This window comes from Singulisphaera sp. GP187 (assembly GCF_900129635.1).
GTDB lineage: Bacteria > Planctomycetota > Planctomycetia > Isosphaerales > Isosphaeraceae > Singulisphaera.
Genome location: NZ_FSRB01000001.1, coordinates 3,003,189 through 3,024,284, shown reverse-complemented (window position 1 = coordinate 3,024,284; position 21,096 = coordinate 3,003,189). Strand labels below are relative to the sequence as shown.

At 60.1% G+C, this 21,096-nt stretch carries 20 protein-coding genes, 1 tRNA gene and 1 pseudogene; 15 read left to right on the top strand and 7 right to left on the bottom strand.

The window, feature by feature from the left end; all coding sequences use genetic code 11:
• Nucleotides 1-884 precede the first annotated feature (884 nt).
• Nucleotides 885-1,736 carry a tyrosine-type recombinase/integrase gene (locus BUS42_RS11800; RefSeq protein ID WP_074307085.1) on the top strand — a complete coding sequence of 284 codons (852 nt, stop codon included), beginning with the start codon at nucleotides 885-887 and terminating at the stop codon, nucleotides 1,734-1,736.
• Between the two features lie 2 nt (nucleotides 1,737-1,738).
• Complete coding sequence (locus BUS42_RS11795) at nucleotides 1,739-2,974, top strand: IS91 family transposase (RefSeq protein WP_074307084.1); 1,236 nt, start codon at nucleotides 1,739-1,741, stop codon at nucleotides 2,972-2,974.
• Between the two features lie 346 nt (nucleotides 2,975-3,320).
• Here BUS42_RS11795 and BUS42_RS11790 read toward each other — a convergent pair whose 3' ends face one another.
• Nucleotides 3,321-3,731: a hypothetical protein gene (locus BUS42_RS11790; protein WP_074307083.1), complete on the bottom strand. Its 411-nt coding sequence runs from the start codon at nucleotides 3,729-3,731 to the stop codon at nucleotides 3,321-3,323.
• A gap of 142 nt (nucleotides 3,732-3,873) precedes the next feature.
• Here BUS42_RS11790 and BUS42_RS11785 point away from each other — a divergent pair.
• Nucleotides 3,874-4,736 (top strand): annotated as a pseudogene (locus BUS42_RS11785) (phosphorothioated DNA-binding restriction endonuclease).
• A 107-nt stretch (nucleotides 4,737-4,843) separates the two neighbouring features.
• On the opposite strand, the gene BUS42_RS11780 reads toward BUS42_RS11785, so the two are convergent.
• Nucleotides 4,844-6,025: a tellurite resistance TerB family protein gene (locus tag BUS42_RS11780; RefSeq protein WP_074307082.1), complete on the bottom strand. Its 1,182-nt coding sequence runs from the start codon at nucleotides 6,023-6,025 to the stop codon at nucleotides 4,844-4,846.
• 163 nt (nucleotides 6,026-6,188) lie between these two features.
• On the opposite strand from BUS42_RS11780, the gene BUS42_RS45030 reads away from it, so the two are divergent.
• Nucleotides 6,189-7,010 carry a transposase gene (locus BUS42_RS45030; RefSeq protein WP_254053452.1) on the top strand — a complete coding sequence of 274 codons (822 nt, stop codon included), beginning with the start codon at nucleotides 6,189-6,191 and terminating at the stop codon, nucleotides 7,008-7,010.
• A 279-nt stretch (nucleotides 7,011-7,289) separates the two neighbouring features.
• Here BUS42_RS45030 and tnpC read toward each other — a convergent pair whose 3' ends face one another.
• Complete coding sequence (tnpC, locus tag BUS42_RS11765) at nucleotides 7,290-8,678, bottom strand: IS66 family transposase (RefSeq protein WP_074307080.1); 1,389 nt, start codon at nucleotides 8,676-8,678, stop codon at nucleotides 7,290-7,292.
• Nucleotides 8,679-8,843: 165 nt separating this feature from the next.
• Between tnpC and BUS42_RS11760 the strand changes: the two genes are divergently transcribed.
• From BUS42_RS11760 to istB, 3 genes are all read left to right on the top strand, one after another.
• Nucleotides 8,844-9,308, top strand: coding sequence for an integrase core domain-containing protein (locus tag BUS42_RS11760; protein WP_074307079.1), 465 nt, complete (start codon nucleotides 8,844-8,846; stop codon nucleotides 9,306-9,308).
• Between the two features lie 161 nt (nucleotides 9,309-9,469).
• Entirely contained in the window at nucleotides 9,470-10,960 is a 1,491-nt protein-coding gene (gene istA / locus BUS42_RS11755) for an IS21 family transposase (RefSeq protein ID WP_254053451.1), read from the top strand.
• Nucleotides 10,957-11,832, top strand: coding sequence for an IS21-like element helper ATPase IstB (gene istB, locus BUS42_RS11750; RefSeq protein WP_074307077.1), 876 nt, complete (start codon nucleotides 10,957-10,959; stop codon nucleotides 11,830-11,832). The genes istA and istB overlap by 4 nt, the downstream gene beginning before the upstream one ends.
• A gap of 299 nt (nucleotides 11,833-12,131) precedes the next feature.
• Here the strand turns inward: istB and BUS42_RS11745 are convergent, their stop codons facing one another.
• Nucleotides 12,132-12,506, bottom strand: a complete 375-nt coding sequence (locus tag BUS42_RS11745) for a tautomerase family protein (protein WP_074307076.1) — start codon at nucleotides 12,504-12,506, stop codon at nucleotides 12,132-12,134.
• A gap of 349 nt (nucleotides 12,507-12,855) precedes the next feature.
• Here BUS42_RS11745 and sctB point away from each other — a divergent pair, with 349 nt between their 5' ends.
• Entirely contained in the window at nucleotides 12,856-13,437 is a 582-nt protein-coding gene (sctB, locus tag BUS42_RS11740) for a type III secretion system translocon subunit SctB (protein ID WP_143206300.1), read from the top strand.
• A gap of 382 nt (nucleotides 13,438-13,819) precedes the next feature.
• On the opposite strand, the gene BUS42_RS11735 is transcribed toward sctB, so the two are convergent.
• On the bottom strand, nucleotides 13,820-14,068 hold the full coding sequence (locus BUS42_RS11735; RefSeq protein ID WP_143206299.1) for a hypothetical protein: 249 nt from the start codon (nucleotides 14,066-14,068) through the stop codon (nucleotides 13,820-13,822).
• 578 nt (nucleotides 14,069-14,646) lie between these two features.
• Nucleotides 14,647-16,398, bottom strand: coding sequence for an IS1634 family transposase (locus tag BUS42_RS11730; RefSeq protein WP_083670021.1), 1,752 nt, complete (start codon nucleotides 16,396-16,398; stop codon nucleotides 14,647-14,649).
• A gap of 452 nt (nucleotides 16,399-16,850) precedes the next feature.
• Here BUS42_RS11730 and BUS42_RS11725 point away from each other — a divergent pair, with 452 nt between their 5' ends.
• From BUS42_RS11725 to BUS42_RS43595, 7 genes are all read left to right on the top strand, one after another.
• Nucleotides 16,851-17,123 (top strand): hypothetical protein, encoded by a 273-nt coding sequence (locus tag BUS42_RS11725; RefSeq protein WP_143206298.1) that lies wholly within the window; start codon nucleotides 16,851-16,853, stop codon nucleotides 17,121-17,123.
• Nucleotides 17,124-17,441: 318 nt separating this feature from the next.
• Complete coding sequence (locus tag BUS42_RS11720) at nucleotides 17,442-19,193, top strand: IS1634 family transposase (RefSeq protein ID WP_083670021.1); 1,752 nt, start codon at nucleotides 17,442-17,444, stop codon at nucleotides 19,191-19,193.
• A 475-nt stretch (nucleotides 19,194-19,668) separates the two neighbouring features.
• Nucleotides 19,669-19,935: a hypothetical protein gene (locus tag BUS42_RS11715; protein ID WP_074307072.1), complete on the top strand. Its 267-nt coding sequence runs from the start codon at nucleotides 19,669-19,671 to the stop codon at nucleotides 19,933-19,935.
• Between the two features lie 9 nt (nucleotides 19,936-19,944).
• Nucleotides 19,945-20,133, top strand: coding sequence for a hypothetical protein (locus tag BUS42_RS45025; protein ID WP_254053450.1), 189 nt, complete (start codon nucleotides 19,945-19,947; stop codon nucleotides 20,131-20,133).
• A gap of 12 nt (nucleotides 20,134-20,145) precedes the next feature.
• A complete protein-coding gene (locus tag BUS42_RS45020; protein ID WP_254053449.1) occupies nucleotides 20,146-20,298 on the top strand; it encodes a hypothetical protein in 153 nt (50 codons plus the stop codon).
• A 3-nt stretch (nucleotides 20,299-20,301) separates the two neighbouring features.
• Nucleotides 20,302-20,469 (top strand): hypothetical protein, encoded by a 168-nt coding sequence (locus BUS42_RS43600; protein ID WP_159452204.1) that lies wholly within the window; start codon nucleotides 20,302-20,304, stop codon nucleotides 20,467-20,469.
• Nucleotides 20,470-20,495: 26 nt separating this feature from the next.
• A tRNA-Leu gene (locus tag BUS42_RS43595) sits at nucleotides 20,496-20,581 on the top strand.
• A 224-nt stretch (nucleotides 20,582-20,805) separates the two neighbouring features.
• On the opposite strand, the gene BUS42_RS46400 is transcribed toward BUS42_RS43595, so the two are convergent.
• Complete coding sequence (locus BUS42_RS46400) at nucleotides 20,806-20,934, bottom strand: PEP-CTERM sorting domain-containing protein (RefSeq protein WP_410001704.1); 129 nt, start codon at nucleotides 20,932-20,934, stop codon at nucleotides 20,806-20,808.
• Nucleotides 20,935-21,096 lie beyond the last annotated feature (162 nt).

The window sequence follows — 21,096 nt, the reverse complement described above, 5'->3', positions numbered from 1 at the left end:
AACGAAACGGGCTACGCCGTGACGCTATGGCATCAGGAGCAAGAAAACGTCGTTTCCGTGGTGCAACCCGGATTGGAACATTGCAATTCACCCTGCGAGAAGCACGTCAGGGCACCGCTCCCACTACAATGCTCGTTGAGGCCTGTGCATGCGCTGTTGCCGTCACACTTAGTTGATTTCGTTGTGGAGCATTTGCTGCCGCTCTGTGCGCCGCGAATCTCTACGCGGGTTCCCGTGGCGGGAAGCATGGCATAGCCACAGAGTGCAATCGCGAGGATTGCGGGCGCCGTCCGAAGCTTGAGAATCATGGGTTTGCTCCATTAAGAAGTGCTGTGAAATCAGGTTTCGCCCACGAGTTGGGATGTTGACAAGAAAGAGTGGCAAAGGCAAGTAAAATCTGGCGTGATCCTGGATCCGGCATTTCCGGCGCTTGGGAACGGCCCTCGTAGGTCATTCGCTGACATGGAATTACGTGCGTTTGCTCTATCGCTTTTTTTTGGTTTTTGGACTGGCGCACGAGACGGAGCCACAGCTTTTCAAATTTCCGCCAATCGCAGGGGCGGGCATGTCGAAGGCGGCGCCCCTCTGGAGGGGCCTCGCTTCTCATTTCGGTTTCGAGGTTATATCTGAATGTTGCGGACGAAAAGGTGATGAGACCAGTGTCACCAAACCCGTAAAACTGGGAGTTGGACTAAACCGCTCCGCGGTAGAGTTCTGAATCCCCACCCTCCGCACACGTCGACGGTCGTCCCTTGATCGAGCCTGTCTCGCCTCTGATTTTCGCCGCTTTCCTTCCCGATCCATAAGGCCCCGGGTGCCGACCTCGCACTCCCGTTGAGGCATGATGATGGTTCCCTCCCATCTCATCTCAACTGGAGCACGTCATGACACCGCTGCGACGCCGGATGATCGACGACATGCAACTCAGGAACCTCTCGCCCAGGACGATCGACGCCTACGCCATGCGGGTCGGCACCTTCGCCCGGTATTTCGGGCGGTCGCCCCAAGCACTCGGGGCTGACGAAGTCCGCACATACCTTCTCCACCTCATTCAAGAGAAACACGTCTCCTGGAGCGTCTACAACCAGACCGTCGCCGCTCTCAAGTTCCTCTACGAGGTGACCCTCCAACGCCACGGGGTCACGCAACGTATCCGCTACCCCAAGCAGCCCAAGAAACTTCCCACCGTACTCAGCATCCACGAGACCGAACGGTTCTTCGCCGCCATCATCGGGATCAAGCATCGTGCCATCCTCATGACCGCCTACGGCGCCGGCCTCCGGATCTCCGAGGTCGTCTCGCTCCGCCTCGACGACATCGACAGCCAGCGCATGGTCATCCGCATCCGACAGGCCAAGGGTCGTAAGGACCGCTACGTCATGCTCTCGCCGAGGCTGTTGACCCTCCTCCGCGAGTACTGGAAAGTCGCCAGGCCGGCCGAATGGCTCTTTCCCGGCGACGTCCCGGGACATCCCATCACCGGCAAGGCCGTGAATCAAATCTGCGTCCAGGCCGCACGCGCCGCGGGACTTGACAAGCACGTCACCGTTCACACGCTCCGACACAGTTTCGCCACCCACCTGTTCGAAGCCGGAACCGACATCCGGATCATCCAGAACCTCCTCGGACACCGTAACCTCAGGACCACCTTCCTCTACGCCCAAGTCTCACCCACTGCGGGAGAGACGACCCAAAGCCCCCTCGACCGGCTCACCCCAATCCCGGGGGAGCCCTAACCATGACCCGGCCCAGGCTCGAAGTGGCCGACATCTTTCGACAGCACGGAGAAGCTTTCCTCGATCGCTTCGGCCACGTGATCTCGCACGAACAACGCCGCGTCTTGCACGACATCACCGTTTGCCGGACCGCGGCGTTGGGCGGACACGTCGAGCAGTGCGACCAGTGCGGACACGAGCAGGTTGCCTACAACTCCTGCCGAAACCGACACTGTCCCAAGTGTCAGGCCGCCGCCGCTGCGGAATGGGTGGAGGCCAGGGAAGCGGAACTCTTGCCCGTCGACCAGTACTTCCACCTCGTCTTCACCCTGCCCGCGGCGCTCGGCCCGATCGCCTTGCAGAACCCAGGAGTGGTCTACGGCCTGCTCTTCCGGGCCGCCGCCGAGACCTTGCAGCAGGTCGCCGCCGACCCCATGCATCTCGGAGCCGAGATCGGCTTCCTGGCCATCCTCCACACTTGGGGGCAGAACCTCCAGCATCACCCCCACGTCCACTGCGTGATCCCCGGCGGCGGGATCTCCCTGGACGCGTCGCAATGGGTCGCGTGCCGGCCGGGATTCTTCCTGCCGGTCCGCATCCTCAGCCGCGTCTTCCGCGGCAAATTCCTGTCGTTGCTCCGGACCGCATTCGACCGGGGGCGGCTCGCCTTCCACGGCAAGCTCAGCCCCCTGGCCGACCCCACCGAATTTCAACGCCGACTCGCCGCCAGCGCCCGTACCGAATGGGTCGTCTACGCCAAACCACCTCATGGCGGACCGCAACAGGTGCTCAAGTACCTGGCACGTTACACTCACCGCGTTGCCATCAACAATCATCGGCTCATCGCCATGGAGGACGCCGCGGTGACGTTCCGCTGGAAGGACTATGTCCACGGTGGGAAGCGAAAGACGATGACCCTGAAGGCGGCCGAGTTCATCCGCCGTTTCCTCCTCCACGTCCTGCCGACCAGGTTCGTGCGGATCAGGCATTACGGCTTCCTGGCCAATCGGATGTGCTGGGAGAAGCTGCAACTGTGCCGCAGGTTGCTGGCCGCCGTAACGCCACCCGAACCCGTCGTGGTCGGACCCGCCTCCGAGCCGGAAGGGACCATCGAAGGGAAGCCCGTGGCGCATATCTGCCCCGTCTGTGGCGAGGGCCGGATGGTCATCGTGGAAGTCTTGAAAGCGATCCCTGCCGAGAGGCAGGGCCGGGTGAGACAGGAGCCAGCCCTCGAAAGGGCGGAATGCGACTCGTCCTGAACCTTGACAGTGTGGTGAGAAAGCCGTCTTCTGACCGCCGTCGTCCAGAACGCCTCCGGAGGTGACCGTGGATTCCCTGCCCGCCGGGCCCCAATTGGCTCTCTGACGTGTGAGGATGATGCCTGACCGGAGCCTCGGGAGCGTTGCCGGCATCACTCCCCGGCGGATCGCAATGGCTGACGGCCGTGATCACCCCGCGTGGGCAGACTCGCCCAGGGGCAGGCGCTTGATTCAATCTCCATAGCTGAGGCCGTGCCCGCGGCTCAGTCCAACCAGTTGTATCCGAAGTGCCGAGACGGCCCTTCGTGTGGGCCACACTCTGCCTGCGGCACTCCGGATACAACCCTCAGCGTTCGTCTGCTTCAACGATAACCCCTTTCAGATCGATGCTGTGGACCTTAACCTTCCACATAACGTCGCGTCCCACAATTTGCCTGAGCTTGGATTTGTATGCGGGAAGCTTCGACGACTCGAACTCTTTCTGCAGATCGTCGTTCAGCGGGTTTCTTGCGATCGCCTCCTTAGCGGGCAGGTACTTGAGCCGGAATGCGGTGGCCTCGTCGGCGATCCAGCGATAGGTCCGCTCTCGATCGTTGGCATCGAAGGCGGCCGCAGGCGGCGGCGGTGGGGGAGCTGGCGCTGGTTCCTGTGTTTGTGGCGCCAGCGCGGGCTTACTGATGACCGTCTCATCCTTTGAGCTGCAAGCAGTTCCGCAGAGGCTTGCCAAAACGAGATAGAAGGAAGGAGACGGTTTCATGGAAACCCTTTCGCTGTAAGGCGGTTGCGACGTCGCCCCTGTCATGTCACCTTATCATGGCGACGTACCACGAATCGAGATTATGCCCTCTTTATGATCGTCAAATGATGGATATCAGGATTTATTGAGGTAAGATCGTTCTATTATAAACCACTTCGACGACCTTGGCATCTGGAAGCAAGGCGACCAACGCGCCCCGCACAAGCCGCTGCTCGTGCTCTACGCCCTCGGGCGATGGCAGGCGGGACAGAAGGATATCTCCTTTCGCCAACTGGAGCCGGACCTGACCGCCCTGCTGCGGGAGTTCGGACCGCCACGGAAGTCGGACCACCCCGAGCAGCCGTTCTGGCGGCTCCAGCGTGACGGCGTCTGGACCGTTCACGCACCCGCCGGGCTGGAGACCAAAAAGGGTGCCGACATCCCCCGCGTCCCCGAGATGAGGTCGCACAACGTCTGGGCGGAGTTCTCCGGCGAGGTTCAGGCCGCTCTTTCCGCCGACCCAAATCTTGCCGCCGCAATCGCTATCCGAATCCTCGAACGGCACTTCCCCGAGTCCCTCCACCCCGACATCCTGAATGCGGTCGGCCTGACGCTGGAGACGACCGTCAGCCGCCGAAAGCGTGACCCGGCCTTCCGGCAGCGGGTGCTCAAGGCTTATGAATACCGCTGCGCCGTCTGCGGGCTCGACCTCCGGCTCGGTTCGGTGTCGATCGCCCTGGACGCCGCCCATATCCGCTGGCATCAGGCGGGCGGCCCCGAGACGGAGGACAACGGGTTCGCCTCTGTGTCCTGCATCACAAGACGTTCGACCTCGGGGCCTTCACAGTTCGCGAGGGTATCCTGCTGGTCTCGGACCAGGCCAATGGAACGACCGGCTTTCAGGAAGTCCTGATGGCACACCACGGCAAGCCGATCCGAGATGCCCAGCACCCCGACTGGAAGCCCGAGTCTCGCCATCTGGAATGGCACGGCCGCGAGGTGTTCAAGGGAAAAGCCAGGCATTGAGGGTTAGTGTCCAAACGCCGCGGCAAACGCCCATGTATGCGATGCCACCAGGGTGGTAAACATTCTGTATCCAGAAAGCAAAGTCTATTACTTGGCTGGTGAAAACTTTAGCTCGGTGTTTGGCTCCCGGTCCACGTCGGGTCTCGCACGCCAAGGCCATCCCGGAGCTCGTTCAGCATGCGCGCCTCCTCCTCGGTCACGACCCCGTCGGCCAAGGCGTCAGTGACTGCGGAACGGTAGCGTGCGGATTTGGATTCCTCCAGCAGGCTAGCGGCGCGGTCCGAGTCGATCTCCAGCACCTTGGCCAGGCGGTCGAGCTTGGTCTGCTCGATCTGGGTGATGATCCCGTCTTCTACGAAGCGATCCGCCATGCGACGGTACACCTCATCCGCAACCCGATCGGCCTCGGAGCGGGGCAAGTCGCCGTCCGCCACCAAGGCCGGGAAGTCGACTTGAGCCGCCGGACGATTCCTCAGTTCGCTCATGAGCATTGCGCGGAAGCGGGACCGGCGACCGGCCGCCTCCTCGTTGTGTCGAGCGCGACGAGATCGGAGTTGCTCGCCCGCTAACGCTGCCCCGCCGCAACCGCCGACAAGGAGCGTGCCGCAGAGAAACAGGTTGGCGGCCAGCCCGTGCGGGCCAGCGATTCGCACCAGCAGGCCGACCATGGGCAGCGAAAAGACCAGCCCCCAGGCGATCGGGACTCCCCACTCGGGCAGGTCCGAGACCCAGCGGAATGAGAGCGCCTCGAGGGTCGACCGGACCAAGGCTTTCGCCGGCTCTAGAAGCGGGGCCGGATCGTCGTCGAGCGACGGCAGGGCAGCCGGCAGAGGCGAAGGCGAATCGCGGGACTGTAAGTCCCGGATTCCCGCCTGGATCAGCCTCAGCATGTCATGGGCCCCGGAGGCCAGCGCCTCCGACGACGTCTGGAGGCTCATCCGCAGCCCGGAACGGGACGACAACGCGAGTGTGCCGTAGAGGACGACGGGGAGCTGGCAGTTGTTGGCAAACCGACGGTCTGGTCCCCCGTCCTTGTTCACGAACCGCCATGTCGTCCCCAAGACCCGGGCGTCGCGCGGGACGCTGCCATCCTCAATGAATTGGACCTGCCCGGCCTCGATCCGGAGGTCGAGGTACGGGACGGCGCGGACACCACCTCGGCCGAAGATCAGCAGCCGGTCGGGGAAGAAGTAGAGTTGCGTCCCCTCAACATCGAGGAAGCCGACCCGGGCATTGGTCTTAATGAACGACGGGGCACCCCATCCCACGTTGACCCGGCGGCGGCCCACCGAGGTCCCTGCGCCGGCATTACGTTTCCATTCCCCATGGACATGCTCCGTGTGTACCGACCAGACAACATGCGTCCGTTGGAAGGCGGCCAGTGTTTTGCTTCAGACGGAAATGGAGAGACGCCCCACCCGAGTTATACTAAAACTCGGCAGGAGTCTCACTATGCGAAAGATCCGAAAGAACTATACGCCTGTCGAGAAGGTCGCCATTCTCCGGCGTCACCTGATCGACCACGTCCCCATCTCCGACCTCTGCGATGAACTCCAACTCTCGCCCACGCTGTTCTACCTCTGGCAGAAGCAGTTCTTCGAGAACGGCCCCGCCGCCTTCGAACGCAAGAACGCCGCGCCCAACACCGACCACCTCCGCACTCCGCGACAAGCTCCAACGCAAGAACGAGGTCGTCGCGGAATTGATGGAGGAACATATCAAACTAAAAAAAGAGCTTGGGGAACTCTGACCGGGGCCTGGGTTCCCCATGATACCCGCGACTCCATCATCGACTTTGTGCGGCACTGGTCCCAACGCACTGAGATCCCCCTCAGGCGGTTCATCAATTGGCTCGGCATCGCCGCCAGCAAGTTCCATGACTGGAGGACTCGCTACGGCCTGGTCAACGAGCACAATGCGCTGGTCCCCCGCGACTGGTGGCTCGAACCTTGGGAGAAGCAAGCCGTCTTGGAGTTCCACGCCGCTCATCCCCTGGAAGGCTACCGCCGGCTCGCCTTCATGATGCTCGACGCCGATGTCGTCGCCGTGAGTCCCTCGAGCGTCTACCGAGTGCTTTGCGACGCCGGGCTGATGAAGCGTCATAGCAGCAAACCTTCACTCAAAGGAAAAGGCTTTCAGCAACCGCTCCGAGTGCATGAACACTGGCACGTCGACATCTCGTACATCAACGTCGCGGGGACGTTCTTCTACCTCTGTAGCCTCCTGAATGGCTGCAGCCGGTTCATCGTCCACTGGGAGATTCGCGAAAGGTAGCCGTTCACGACCCCAATACACTTACTGTGGTAGGCATCCCAGTTTTGCGCGCACTACCACCCATTTCGCGCAATGGGTGTTTTGCGAACGAATGGCTGAATTCCTTTCTGGACTCTCGGATCAGTTAGCGCATACCACTCCCTTCGATCTTGGCTGGCGTTCGCGTCGCATTCGTGACTTCCCGGTCTCTCGACCTTGCGTCTTAACCAATGCTGGCGACGTCAACCCACTCGCGTGAATCACGATTCCCAATCACTCACACTCGTCGCATCTCTGCTCTCAAGTCGGTGTTTCCAACGGTAAGAGCGATGGCGACGGCAGTCCGTTGAACCAATTCTCAACGCTTTCCTTCAGATAACCAAACACCGACCGGCCCTGTCCAGCACACGTGGCGATCGTCGTCCAAATCCGTTCGCTCCACCGCCGCCCGGTTTCGCTTCGCGTACCCTGCGTAATGTGGCGATCAATCACCACGAAGCGAATCGCTTGCTCCGCACGGTTGTTGGTCGGGTCCACCTCCGGCGTCGTGATAAACGTAAAAAACGCCGCACCGTGATTGCGAAATCGATTGGCCATGTTTTTCGCTTCCCGGGTCGGCGGCACGTCTGTCATGCCGGCGTTCAGCACCACGTCGCGGGCCGCATTCAGTTGCCTCTCAAAGTCCACCGCCGACAGTTCATCGCGGCGATGGATCACCGCGAACAACCCCTTCAACCCCTGGCGCAACCGCTCGCCGTAAGCCTTCGTCGCCGCGTCCGGCAACGTCGTCAGAAATTTCACGTCGCGGATCAAATGCGCCAAACAAAACTGAATCGTGATGTCGCATTCACGCATGAATCTCCGGTAAGCCGAGAAATAATCGCAACCGATCGTGCCCTCGAAATCGCGTCCGAGCAAATCCATCAGCACGTCGGCACTGCGATGCGGGTCGATCTTGAAAACCGTGTACAAGTCCGCTCGCAAGCACCATGTCCACCACAAATCCTTGTTGCACTTGTGGCCCGTTTCGTCGATGTTCAACACGCTCTCATCGGGCAGCAGGCGGAGCAATTCGTCATAGGGACCGTCCAGAGCTTCACTGACTTTGCGAATCGCATTGGCCAACGTGCTTCGCGCCAGAGTGACGCCGACACAATCGCGGAGAAACGTCCGGATCGTCGAAAACGAAGCGTGACACCCTCCTTTCATGAACGCGATGAGCGCCATGAGGTGCGGGCCGACCAAGCCGCCACGCTCGATTTTCAGTGGCGGCGACGCCCAGAATGGCATTCGACAGCAATCGCACCAGTACTCGGGGCAGGTGTGCTGTTCGATGGTCAACGGCGTCGTTTCGATGTCGACCTGTTGGACGACGCGCGGATTGGTGGGGTTGAGCCGCAAGGTGCCACCGCAACTGGGGCAGGCCTCGAGTGAGTGGGTCTCAAACTTAGTGACTTGCTCGGGCGTGAAGGGTTCGCGTTCGTGCTTGACGTGGCCGGGTTGACCACCGATGGAACGCTTTTGGCCATCGGAACGCTCGGGCGGCTTGGGCTTGACGATGTCCGAAGAGGGAGGCTTCGACGACGTCGCGGAAGTTTTCTTGGCTGCGGCCAACTGCTCGCGCACTCGCTTCAGTTCCGCTTCGAGTGACGCCACCTCGGTCGCAAGAACTTGGCACTGGGGGCACATGTCCGATGTAGATTTCATCGTTGAACTGTAACCGAGTTCAAGCCGAAAAGGCTAAATAGCTCCTTGCAACTGGGAAAGTCCTACGGTCCAGCCTCTTACGGCAAGTGACGAAATTTCGTCACCCCCGCTGCTTTCCCTGTTGCGAGGAGCTATTTAGATTGGGTCGTGAACGGCTACCGCGAAAGCATGACGGAGGCGGAAGTCGAGACGATCGTCCAGCGGGGCCGCGAACGCTTCCCCGGCGAGCGGCCCCGGATCATCTCGGACAACGGCCCCCAATTCATTGCCAAGGACTTCAAGGAGTTCATTCGGATCTGTGGAATGACTCACGTGAGAACATCACCGTATTATGCTCAGAGCAATGGGAAGATCGAGCGGTGGCACAAGACCCTGAAGGGCGAGTGCATCCGAGTCAAGACACCCCTGAGCCTGGAGGACGCGAGAAGGCTCGTCACCGAGTTCGTGGCCCATTACAACGAGATTCGCTTGCACAGTGCGATCGGCTACGTCGCGCCGGCGGACAAACTGGCCGGTCGCGACCAGGCAATCTTCGCCGAGCGGGACCGCAAGCTTGATGCGGCGAGAGAAAGGAGGAGAGCCGCCCGCGCGCAAGTTCAGCCCGCCGTCTGAGCGTGTGAACGTCGGTCGAAAAACGTAGCGCGCGCCGGTCTCCGATGTTCGGTCGAAAAGCGTAGCGCTCATGGATTCACTCGTGGCGTCTGGTACACCAAGGTGAACATTGTTTCGCCTCGATACCCCACGCGTCGCGAGGTCTATGGGTGTTCACACACATGCAAAACTGGGCCGAGATCCGCCGTCGCGTCCTCGTGGACAGGCAGAGCAAACGTTCCATCTGCCGCGAGTTCGATATCCACTGGGACACCCTCCAAAAGATCCTCCTCCATGACGAGCCTCCGGGCTATCGCAAAGCCAGGTCCCGCGCTCGTCCCAAGCTCGAACCGTTCTTGCCGGTCATTCATCAAATCCTTCAGGACGACCGCAAAGCTCCGAGGAAGCAGCGACACACCGTTCGTCGCATCTTCAAACGACTCAAAAATGAACATGGCTATCTTGGTGGATTAACCATGGTTCAAGGTGTCGTCCAGGACTGGCGGCAAGGGCAAGCCGAAGCCTTCATCCCCCTCGTGCACCGCCCCGGCGATGCTCAAGCGGATTTCGGACGTGCTGTCATCTGCATCGCCGGGCAATCCTGCACCGCCGCGATGTTCGTCATGACGCTCACTCATTCCGATGCGATCTTCTGCGCCCTCTTCCCGCGGGAATGCACGCTCGCCTTCCAGGAGGGACATCGCCTCGCCTTCGCCTGCTTCGGCGGCATTCCCCGTCGGATCACCTACGACAATACCCGGATCGCCGTGGCGCGGATCGTCGGCCAGCGGGGGGAGGCCGGGACGACCGAATTCCTCAGACTAAAAAGTCATTATCTGTTCGAGTCGCATTTTTGTCGAGTTCGTTCACCTAACGAAAAAGGACATGTCGAGTCACTCCTGGGCTACGCACGACGCAACTTCCTCGTGCCGGTCCCTGATGCCGATTCCTTCGCCGCGCTCAATGCACGCCTGGAGCAGGACTGCCGGAGCGACCTGGACCGCACGACGCGGGGCCAGACGCTGACCAACGGCCAACTCCTGGAGCAGGAGCGAGCCGCGCTGCTGGCCATGTCCGAGGAGCCTTTGAGCATCCGCCAGGTGGAGACGGTCCGGGCCAATTCGTTGTCGCTGGTGCGCTTCGACCGCAACGATTACTCCGTCCCGACTCGATACGCCCATCGGCGGCTGACCGTCGTGGCGGACGTGGAACGGGTGCGGGTGGAGTCGACCGAAACGATCGTCGCGGACCATCCGCGATCCTGGGATCGCGGTCGGACGATCTTCGATCCGGTCCATTACCTGGGCCTGCTGGAGCGGAAGCCCGGCGCGTTGGACTTCGCCCTGCCCCTGGAGGGCTGGGAGTTGCCGGAGTGCTTCGCCGCGCTCCGTCGCCGCCTGGCCGAGGACAGAGGGTCGCGGGGCCAGGTGGAGTACATTCGGGTCCTGCGGCTCCTGGAGCAAGCCACGCTCGAGGAGTTGACCGTGGCGGTCGAGCAGGCCTTGAGCCTGGAGGTCTCGGCGGCTGACGGGGTGCGATTGATCCTGGAACACCGGCGGGATCGGCCGACGGCGCCATTGGATCTGGAAGGCCGCCCCCAGTTGCAACGGGTGAGCGTTGCACCACCGGATCTGAGTGGCTACGGCTCGTTGTGTGGGGAGGTGCCGTCATGAGCAAGCCCAACTCGGCGCCAGGGGATTTGGTGCGTTTGAAGCCGATGCTTCGGTCATTGAAGCTGCCGACGATCGGGGCGGAATGCGAGAAGGTCGCCCGGCAGTGCGCGAGCGAACGGGTGGACCATCTGGGTTATCTGCCTCGAGTGTGCGAGTTGGAGATGATCGAACGGGAGCGTAAGGCGTCGGCGCGTCGGCTGAAGGACGCGCGGTTCCCGGCGGTGAAGACGCTGGGCGAGTTCGCGTTCTCGGCGCAGTCGGTGATCCCCGAGTTTGTGATCCGCGATCTTTCGCGATGTGGATATGTCGACAAGCGAGAGAATGTTCTGTTGATTGGTTCTTCGGGAACGGGGAAGACGCATCTGGCGACGTCGCTGGCGGTGGAGGCATGTCAGCGAGGCAAACGGGTGCGTTTCGTGCGGGCGACCGAGCTGGTCACGAGCTTGCTTGAGGCACGGGATCAACACCAACTGACGCGGTTGAAGGTCCAGCTGAGCAAACTGGACCTGTTGGTGCTCGACGAACTGGGCTATGTGCCGGCGAGCAAAGTGGGGGCCGAGTTGCTCTTTGATGTGATCAGTACAGAATATGAAAGAGCAAGCATGATTGTAACGACGAACCTGCCGTTCGAGCGTTGGCCGGAAGTCCTGTTGGACGCGAGCTTGACGGCGGCCGCGTTGGATCGACTGACGCACCGCTGCCACATTGTAGAAACGGGCAGTGAGAGTTATCGCCTCAAGGAGGCGAAGCGTCGTCTCGTCGCACCAGATAGCCTGAATCGCGAAAGGAGGGCATCGACCACTGGCCCAGTGAACGAAAGTCGAGTGCCTGAGCGGTCGTTCCCTGTGGACGCCCCGAGCTCAAACAGGTAACGTCTGTTTACCGGGCGCTACGTTTTTCAACCGGCGCGCGCTACGTTTTTCGACCGACGTTCACATCCTGGGCTGCATTCGGCATAAGTTGTTTGTTCTGAATGCGTTACTGGGTGTCCATGGTCCCGATCAGGTCGCCGTATTCGTATTTTCGTCGGTGGGAGCCCGAGGGCAACCTAAGTTGGCCACGGTCCCTACTTTTGAGCTTGAGGCGGGTAAGCAAAACGCGTTCCAGGACGCTCGATACTCTGCCGTGCGGGCGTGGCCACTACTCGCTCGTCAGGCCAGTACCCTGACGATCACCAAGGTTCGCCATTGCCGAATGACCAATCCTCGCGGTCGACGAAGACCAGACTGATGAAGACATCCTCGGGACGCACACTGAGCCGCCGATTTAATTCGTCGGCAAGGTAACGGAAGAAAGCAAGCTTCTGGTCCTTGGTATTTCCGACGGTGCTGGTCACCTGGACGTAGATGAGATCTGGCGATCGCTTGATGCCGAGGAAGTCAGGATCGTAGATGAAATTCGCCGGTGCATGTTCGCCGATGATCATGAAGCGGTCGCCATCCGGCGCCTTCAAGATGCCGACGATCCCCTCGTAAACGACGTCCGCCACAGTGGCTCGATACTCTGAGGGTTTCCCCTGGGCCAAATCGATTCGCGCAAACGGCATGAAAAGCTCCCTAGATAGCGTTTGCCCATCCGCGCGTTGCTTCACGGGACCTCAACCACGTCGAGCGGCCCGAACCATCTTACCCTGATTCTGCTGAGGAGCCAGAAGTCGCTATCGGTCCGCACCTAGCCCACCCCAATCCTCGTCATCCGCTCGGCAGAAATCAAAATCGACCGGCCGTCGACACCCGTGGTTCCCAGTGAGGCCGGTTCTTTCAACCGACGTGGGCCGGAGGAGAAAGGTTGGGATTTCTTGTCCTCGCAGGTCCGTTACCTATGATCCGTTAGAGTTCTCAATGGGCCGCGATATAACAGGATGGATGCGTGTCGTCGAGGGAGCCATGCTTGCAATGTCGATCAGCCGCTCTTCCTGCCTGACTCCGAGCGTCGAAAACCTCGAACCTCACCTGGCCCCGAGCGGCGTGGGCGGCCCAATCCTGGGATCGCTCGCAGCGGACCGGTCCGCCCTAATCGCGGACGCCTCCGGGATTTTGCAGCTTCTCCACAAGGTAGCGCAGTCGCAGAGAGCGACGGTTCGCGAGGCCCGTGAAATAGCGAGGGAAGCTCAGCACAACGTGATCGGTCAGCAAGCTGCCAAAATGCGGGAAGCTGCGAACTTGTCGCTCGCCTCCGGGATCGTTTCGGGGGTAGCTTCCATCGCCAGCGGCTTCGCGAACATCCAGCAATCTGCCCAACTGATACGGACCGAGCACCTCAAGCACACTCCCCCGATTGAGTTCGACTACGCCTTGGCCGAGCTGGATCACCGCATGGGGAAGACAAGCCAGGACCTCTCGAAGGTCGATGATCGAGCCTTACCGAACTTGACGCACAACATGGAGGCGATGATGCAAAAGGTGAGAGACCACATGGCTCAACTGGTCGCGGCCCAACGGGCAACGCTGGAGGCCATTACGAGAGGGCACCCCTAAGCCGTTGGTCTCGGTTTTCTTTGATTTTCTGATGGGTGATCGCGGGGATGCATAGCCCACTGGGTGCCACGGGTTGTACTCAACCCGTGAGCGATTGCCCGGGTTTTTGGCTCACGGGTTGAGTACAACCCGTGGTACCCAGGGCTTGTACATCATTTAATGTTAAGGAAGACCATGTCCACCTGCTTAGCGGCTGAGAGCCCGGCGAGATTGACTTGTCGCCATTCCCACAAAATTACTTCTCGACTCCTGGGCGGGTGGTGCGAGATCACGTTACCGGGCTTTGGCCTGAACCTCCAAACTTGTCACAGGCACCGGCCCGTCCCCAGCCATTAAGAGATCGCGCACAGGGTCGTCATGACGACCGTCTCGCCGACGCCCTTCATGGCTTCTTCCTGTTTCGATACGCGTGGAACTCATCCTGCACCCGGCCGAACATGTCAAAGTAGTTGATGGCACGGGCTTCGGCTTCGCGTTTCTCTTTGGCGAGCTTCGACGAACTGGCCTCCTCGTCGGTTAGGGCCTTCGCCACAATGGCAAGTTCGTTCTTGAGCCGGAGGATCTCCGCTCTCAACCTTAGCCTGTCCGAGACATGCCAATCGGACATCCTCTTGGTTGGCGAGTCAGTCATCGCTGGCCCCACCGGCCAACCCGCAATCAGAGCAAGGCACCGCCACGCCACGGTGCCGGTTGCTTTCACATCGAGGGCAGTCGGGGGGTGCCGGCATCAAGGGCTTCTGGTCGCTGAATCCGGTCATCATAGAAGTCCGCGTTACATCGGGTAATTCAACTTCGACGGTGTGACCGTTCTTGACCAGAGCCTTCCAGTACAGATCATGCGGTGTAATCAAATGGCCGCCCGGGTCGTTATTCCAAAGTTGTTCTGGAGTACCATTGTAAAGACCGGCGGCGATGACGTACTCGCACATTTCTTGGCCTGAAATCGCTGGGGGGCTCCTTGCCGTCCACGAAAATATCTCCTACCAGCATTTGCTTCCCCCATCTTTAAAATCGTTCGTCGGACGCCATACAGTGGTAGGGCCGTCTTCCGGTTGCAAAATAGGAACAACATTCTCCGCGCTAATCCACCTCAACGTCTTGAACCATTCGAGGAATTCCTCCTGCGGAAAGTGATTGAAGCCCGCCCCCGCAACCTACGTTCCGCACATCTCTGGTTCATTATCTCCGAATTTCCGGCGGCCTGCAATTTCAGCGATCGTAGGCCGTCGCCATGCCAAGCAGGTTCAGAATCTGGCGTTGCAACTTGGAGAGCTCGGTCGTGAATTCCACTGGCGCTTGCCCCTCCACGATCAGCTGATGACGCTGCACCTCCTCGAACAAATCAATCACCCGACGTGCCGTCGGGCGATGGCACGCTCGACCTTCCGGGTACAGAGGCACACTCTTCACACCATCGCGTTTCATCGCCGCACGCAGTTCCCGCTCCAGCAGCGCCTCGGTCAACAGGGCCAAGAAATAGACGCAAAGCAGCGACTGGATCCGCCCCACGTTCTGCAGGTACACGGGAGCCACTTCGAAGTCTGTCTTGAGTTGCGAAAACCGCTTCTCGATTACCGGCTGACGCTTGTATGCTAATAGCAATTCTTCCTCAGTAAGCAATAACTCGTTGGTGATTAGGGGAAAGACACCGTCGACGCACATTTCCGCCGCGAGAGCAACATGGTCGATGCGGTAAGTCAATGCGATGCGAACGGTCTCCTCTTTCACGTAGCGCGTCTTGTCGTTGGGACGGCCACGCCCCTCCTGACGGTAAGTTTCCTCCCGTTTTTCCACGACTTCGACTGTGATCCACCGGGCCAAGTCCCGCGGCTCCAGGATGGCCGCGACCGCCTCCTTGACCTTTCCGAGTTGGCGATAGCGGCTACGCGGCGAGCTGAGTTTTAACCGCAGTTCCGACAACGCCAGCAACGCACGCTCCACTTGCTGATGACGTGATGATGCGTCGACTTCCGCTTTCCGTGTGCTGTGACACCAGATCAGACGGTAGCCCTCGGCACTGAGGGTCGCCTGGTCGGCCACGCTGTAGCGTTCCAGGAGAACTCCCTTCTCATCCCGCTTCTCATGGATCGGCTTCCAGGTCACCTGGTCCTGGTACAACAACGCGCGGAATTCGCCATCTTCGGAGCGGGTACGAGGCAGGATGCTCAGGAATCGGCCGCCGTGCTGGTGCAGGTAAGCCATGTTCTCGGCGGTGGCGAGCTTGCAGTCGGCCACATAGAGAAAGTCCCGTCGCCCGGTCAACTGGCACAGCAGGTCCCAGGTGGCACGATGAGTGCGGTCGTCGGTGGTATTCCCGCTTTCGACGCGGAAGTGAACCGGTACGCCGCCATCGCGAGTGACGGTCAGGACGTAGAGCAGTTGTTTGAGGTCAGGGCGATGATCCTTGTTGTGCCCCCAGGTAATGGCCTGGGTCTTCTGGCCCCGCATCAGGTCCTCTTGGGCCGCCTCGCGATAGTCGCCGTGGAAGGTGATTGTGGTCGAGTCGTTATGGAGTTCGTCCAATGCGACGTTGAACTCCGCCACGGCATGGGTGGCGACGGCCAGGGTGAACGAGGGGACATTGGCGTCGAAGAGTCGGTCGAGACAACGTCCGACGCGGTCGTCGTTCCAGTGGGGCAGTTGGGCCGGGGTCAGAGCGAACCACTCGGCGGGGTGGCGACTCGCCCATTGGCCGACGCCATACATGGGTTCACGGGAGACGAGAAGGTTCTTGAGCAAGAGAAGGAGGCCGGTGGAGGTGGCGATCTTTTGGCGGGCATCCTCGGGGGGAAGGTATTGGCGGAGGAAGTCATCCAGTCGAAGTCGGCGGATGATCCGATCGAGGATGGGAAGGGCGCCGAGCCGGAAGGACTTGAGGGACTGACCGCCGGTGTGGGCCGCCTCGCCGGGACTGAGATCGGGAGCGGGATTCGACTGGCGCGGTCGTTTTTGTTCTGGCATGGACCATGGCCTCGAGAGGGATCAAATCGTCCTCGACATGCCCGCGATTGGCGACAGGCGTCGGGTTGTGATTCCCGTCGGCATGATTGTCCGAGAGTCGAGCGGGTCAAGGTGGAAAATTTTGTTGACTTGCAGAAATAATTACGCCTTGACGTAAGTCTAGGCCCGCAAGACTTACGTCAAAAGCGAATCCTCAAGTTTGACTCCGAAAGGAGGCAGGGAACGGTTGGGACATTGCCTTGCATGGGAAACAAGCGAAGAATCGATGGGGAACGATCACGATGGGTTGGCGGGACGAGGAGGCGTGATGTGAGCAAGTCAGTGGCGGAGATCATGGAAGGAGCGGGTCGCGGGAGCCAATACATCAGCGTATGCCAGAAATAGCAGGAGGTGAAAATTCCGAGAAATTGCAGGCGAGATGTGCGGAACGTATGCTCCAATGGCAAGCGGGAATGAATTCGCCCAAGACTATGCGGATCGGCGAAGATGGCCCCCCTCTGCATGTAGAGAGAATCAACGAGTGGCTGAGTGCCAACTATCGCGGTGGCACGCTGAAGATGCTGGAAGACTACACCGGCGGAAAAAAACGCCCCCAAATGAGCATTGCGGCATACGTTCCGCACATCTCGCCTGCAATTTCTCGGAATTTTCACCTCCTGCTATTTCTGGCATACGCTGATGTATTGGCTCCCGCGACCCGCTCCTTCCATGATCTCCGCCACTGACTTGCTCACATCACGCCTCCTCGTCCCGCCAACCCATCGTGATCGTTCCCCATCGATTCTTCGCTTGTTTCCCATGCAAGGCAATGTCCCAACCGTTCCCTGCCTCCTTTCGGAGTCAAACTTGAGGATTCGCTTTTGACGTAAGTCTTGCGGGCCTAGACTTACGTCAAGGCGTAATTATTTCTGCAAGTCAACAAAATTTTCCACCTTGACCCGCTCGACTCTCGGACAATCATGCCGACGGGAATCACAACCCGACGCCTGTCGCCAATCGCGGGCATGTCGAGGACGATTTGATCCCTCTCGAGGCCATGGTCCATGCCAGAACAAAAACGACCGCGCCAGTCGAATCCCGCTCCCGATCTCAGTCCCGGCGAGGCGGCCCACACCGGCGGTCAGTCCCTCAAGTCCTTCCGGCTCGGCGCCCTTCCCATCCTCGATCGGATCATCCGCCGACTTCGACTGGATGACTTCCTCCGCCAATACCTTCCCCCCGAGGATGCCCGCCAAAAGATCGCCACCTCCACCGGCCTCCTTCTCTTGCTCAAGAACCTTCTCGTCTCCCGTGAACCCATGTATGGCGTCGGCCAATGGGCGAGTCGCCACCCCGCCGAGTGGTTCGCTCTGACCCCGGCCCAACTGCCCCACTGGAACGACGACCGCGTCGGACGTTGTCTCGACCGACTCTTCGACGCCAATGTCCCCTCGTTCACCCTGGCCGTCGCCACCCATGCCGTGGCGGAGTTCAACGTCGCATTGGACGAACTCCATAACGACTCGACCACAATCACCTTCCACGGCGACTATCGCGAGGCGGCCCAAGAGGACCTGATGCGGGGCCAGAAGACCCAGGCCATTACCTGGGGGCACAACAAGGATCATCGCCCTGACCTCAAACAACTGCTCTACGTCCTGACCGTCACTCGCGATGGCGGCGTACCGGTTCACTTCCGCGTCGAAAGCGGGAATACCACCGACGACCGCACTCATCGTGCCACCTGGGACCTGCTGTGCCAGTTGACCGGGCGACGGGACTTTCTCTATGTGGCCGACTGCAAGCTCGCCACCGCCGAGAACATGGCTTACCTGCACCAGCACGGCGGCCGATTCCTGAGCATCCTGCCTCGTACCCGCTCCGAAGATGGCGAATTCCGCGCGTTGTTGTACCAGGACCAGGTGACCTGGAAGCCGATCCATGAGAAGCGGGATGAGAAGGGAGTTCTCCTGGAACGCTACAGCGTGGCCGACCAGGCGACCCTCAGTGCCGAGGGCTACCGTCTGATCTGGTGTCACAGCACACGGAAAGCGGAAGTCGACGCATCATCACGTCATCAGCAAGTGGAGCGTGCGTTGCTGGCGTTGTCGGAACTGCGGTTAAAACTCAGCTCGCCGCGTAGCCGCTATCGCCAACTCGGAAAGGTCAAGGAGGCGGTCGCGGCCATCCTGGAGCCGCGGGACTTGGCCCGGTGGATCACAGTCGAAGTCGTGGAAAAACGGGAGGAAACTTACCGTCAGGAGGGGCGTGGCCGTCCCAACGACAAGACGCGCTACGTGAAAGAGGAGACCGTTCGCATCGCATTGACTTACCGCATCGACCATGTTGCTCTCGCGGCGGAAATGTGCGTCGACGGTGTCTTTCCCCTAATCACCAACGAGTTATTGCTTACTGAGGAAGAATTGCTATTAGCATACAAGCGTCAGCCGGTAATCGAGAAGCGGTTTTCGCAACTCAAGACAGACTTCGAAGTGGCTCCCGTGTACCTGCAGAACGTGGGGCGGATCCAGTCGCTGCTTTGCGTCTATTTCTTGGCCCTGTTGACCGAGGCGCTGCTGGAGCGGGAACTGCGTGCGGCGATGAAACGCGATGGTGTGAAGAGTGTGCCTCTGTACCCGGAAGGTCGAGCGTGCCATCGCCCGACGGCACGTCGGGTGATTGATTTGTTCGAGGAGGTGCAGCGTCATCAGCTGATCGTGGAGGGGCAAGCGCCAGTGGAATTCACGACCGAGCTCTCCAAGTTGCAACGCCAGATTCTGAACCTGCTTGGCATGGCGACGGCCTACGATCGCTGAAATTGCAGGCCGCCGGAAATTCGGAGATAATGAACCAGAGATGTGCGGAACGTAGGTTGGAGTGCCCTTGAGATCAAGAATGGAAGGAGTCCATGGTGGCCTCATGCACAGTATTCCAGCCAAGTGAGCGCTTGAGAGCGGGATAGGAAGCGTGGCGCGCATTTTTCATAAGGAAGGCATCACATGGCAGCAACGATGCCTTCAAGGCGACGGGCTTCTCACTTGGGAAAGAACCCGCAGATGGGGCGGAGAAGGGGGGCCTGGCTCCGGAGCAGCGAACGATCACTACAAGGTGGCCATAATTTGCCAGGGGTCACGCACCGGGATTCAGTGTGTTCGTTGGGATATGGGCTGTAGATCCAACCAGCAGGGCGGCTGATCGGCTCGAGAATAGGACGGCCGTCAGGGGACATGGGGCCTTTTAGCGATAGAATAGGGGAGTTGATCGAAGACCGAAAACCCAAGGAGGCACGCCATGGGTACTCAGCATGAAGCGACCGCTTCCGGCGGTATTTCACTTGGCGGAACGGCGACCGCACGCATCGAGAGGAATCTCGGCATGACCCCCGAGGCCGACAAATTTCTCGGCGACTTGGCCAGCAGGTCGGGCTTGAGCGAGGGGGATGTGATCCGCTTGGCTCTCGGAATGTTCAGGACGGCGCTTGACGCCAAGCGGGATGGCAAGCATTTTGGCGTCGCCTCTTCACCCGAGGTTTTGGATATCGAACTCGTCGGCTTCTAAGGGGCATTCATGACTGCTCCCAAGCAGCCGAAGACGGTCGATCTTGCCGCGTTCAAAGAGGTTGGTGAGTTCTCGCTCAAATCGTCCGAAACGCCGGATGAGCATACATCCCGATTAACACGGGAAGAAGCCGAAGCTGACCACAAGCTTCGCATGCACGAAGCGGAGGAGACTCACAAGCGGAAGCTCAGCTTGTGAGTTCACGTCTTCGTGCTGGGTGTCGTCGGGGTCACCTTTCTGGTCAGCGCCTCCATCGCGGCGAAAGGCGATCCGAAGTCCGGGCTGACGGAAAAGGCGATGAACGTCATCACGGCCATCGTCGCCGGCGGAGTGGGCTTCATCACGGGTAAGGGGAGCAAGTAGGAGATGACCGACCTCCTGGCCGAAATCAGCCATCTGGTTGGTACTGTCCATCCCGGCGTACCTATCGCCGCCCGAAATGGTAACAATTTGGTAACAGGACTGGCCGTATCAGCCCAACGTGGCTACAATGAGCCAGGTGAATTCAATCACCATAACCACTTTGCAAATTAACGAGTTAACTGTCATTCCAACGCCACGCCAGCCCCACTCTCACGGCATACGCTGAGGACTTAAAATCCTCAGGGGGGTAACCCCCGTGCCGGTTCAAGTCCGGCCGCCGGTATTTATCGTCAGGACACGTCTGAAGGCGACAAGAGGCGTCTAAAGCCTCATCTTGCATGGCTTTACGGCTTGAAAATGCGCCGTCGCCGTACGGCCTTGCGCAAAGAAAAGCCCCGCGATCTCGCAAAGAATCGAGTGACGGGGCCAGGGTTGCGATACCGCGTGACGATCCAGAGTGACGATGGTTGCCGTGACTGCCCCAACGTCGTGCGATTTCCGATGGACTCAGTCGGATCGCTCCTGACGGCGACGGGAATGTACCAGGCATCCGGCTGCGGCGAGGCAAACCAGGGTCGCCGATGAGGGTTCGGGCACCGTCGACGCCGTCAAGGACGTGACCGTGCCGGTGAACATAGTCTGTGTGATGCCATCGTGGGCCCACGTAACGTTGAGAATCCCCTCCGAGAAGTTTGCGAGGCTCAGGGTGGACGTCGGTCCGTACGATCCATAAACAAGCCCGACCGGGTTCATCAATTGGAGTTCCGTGCGGAACCATCTCCCGTCGCCCGAAGAGGT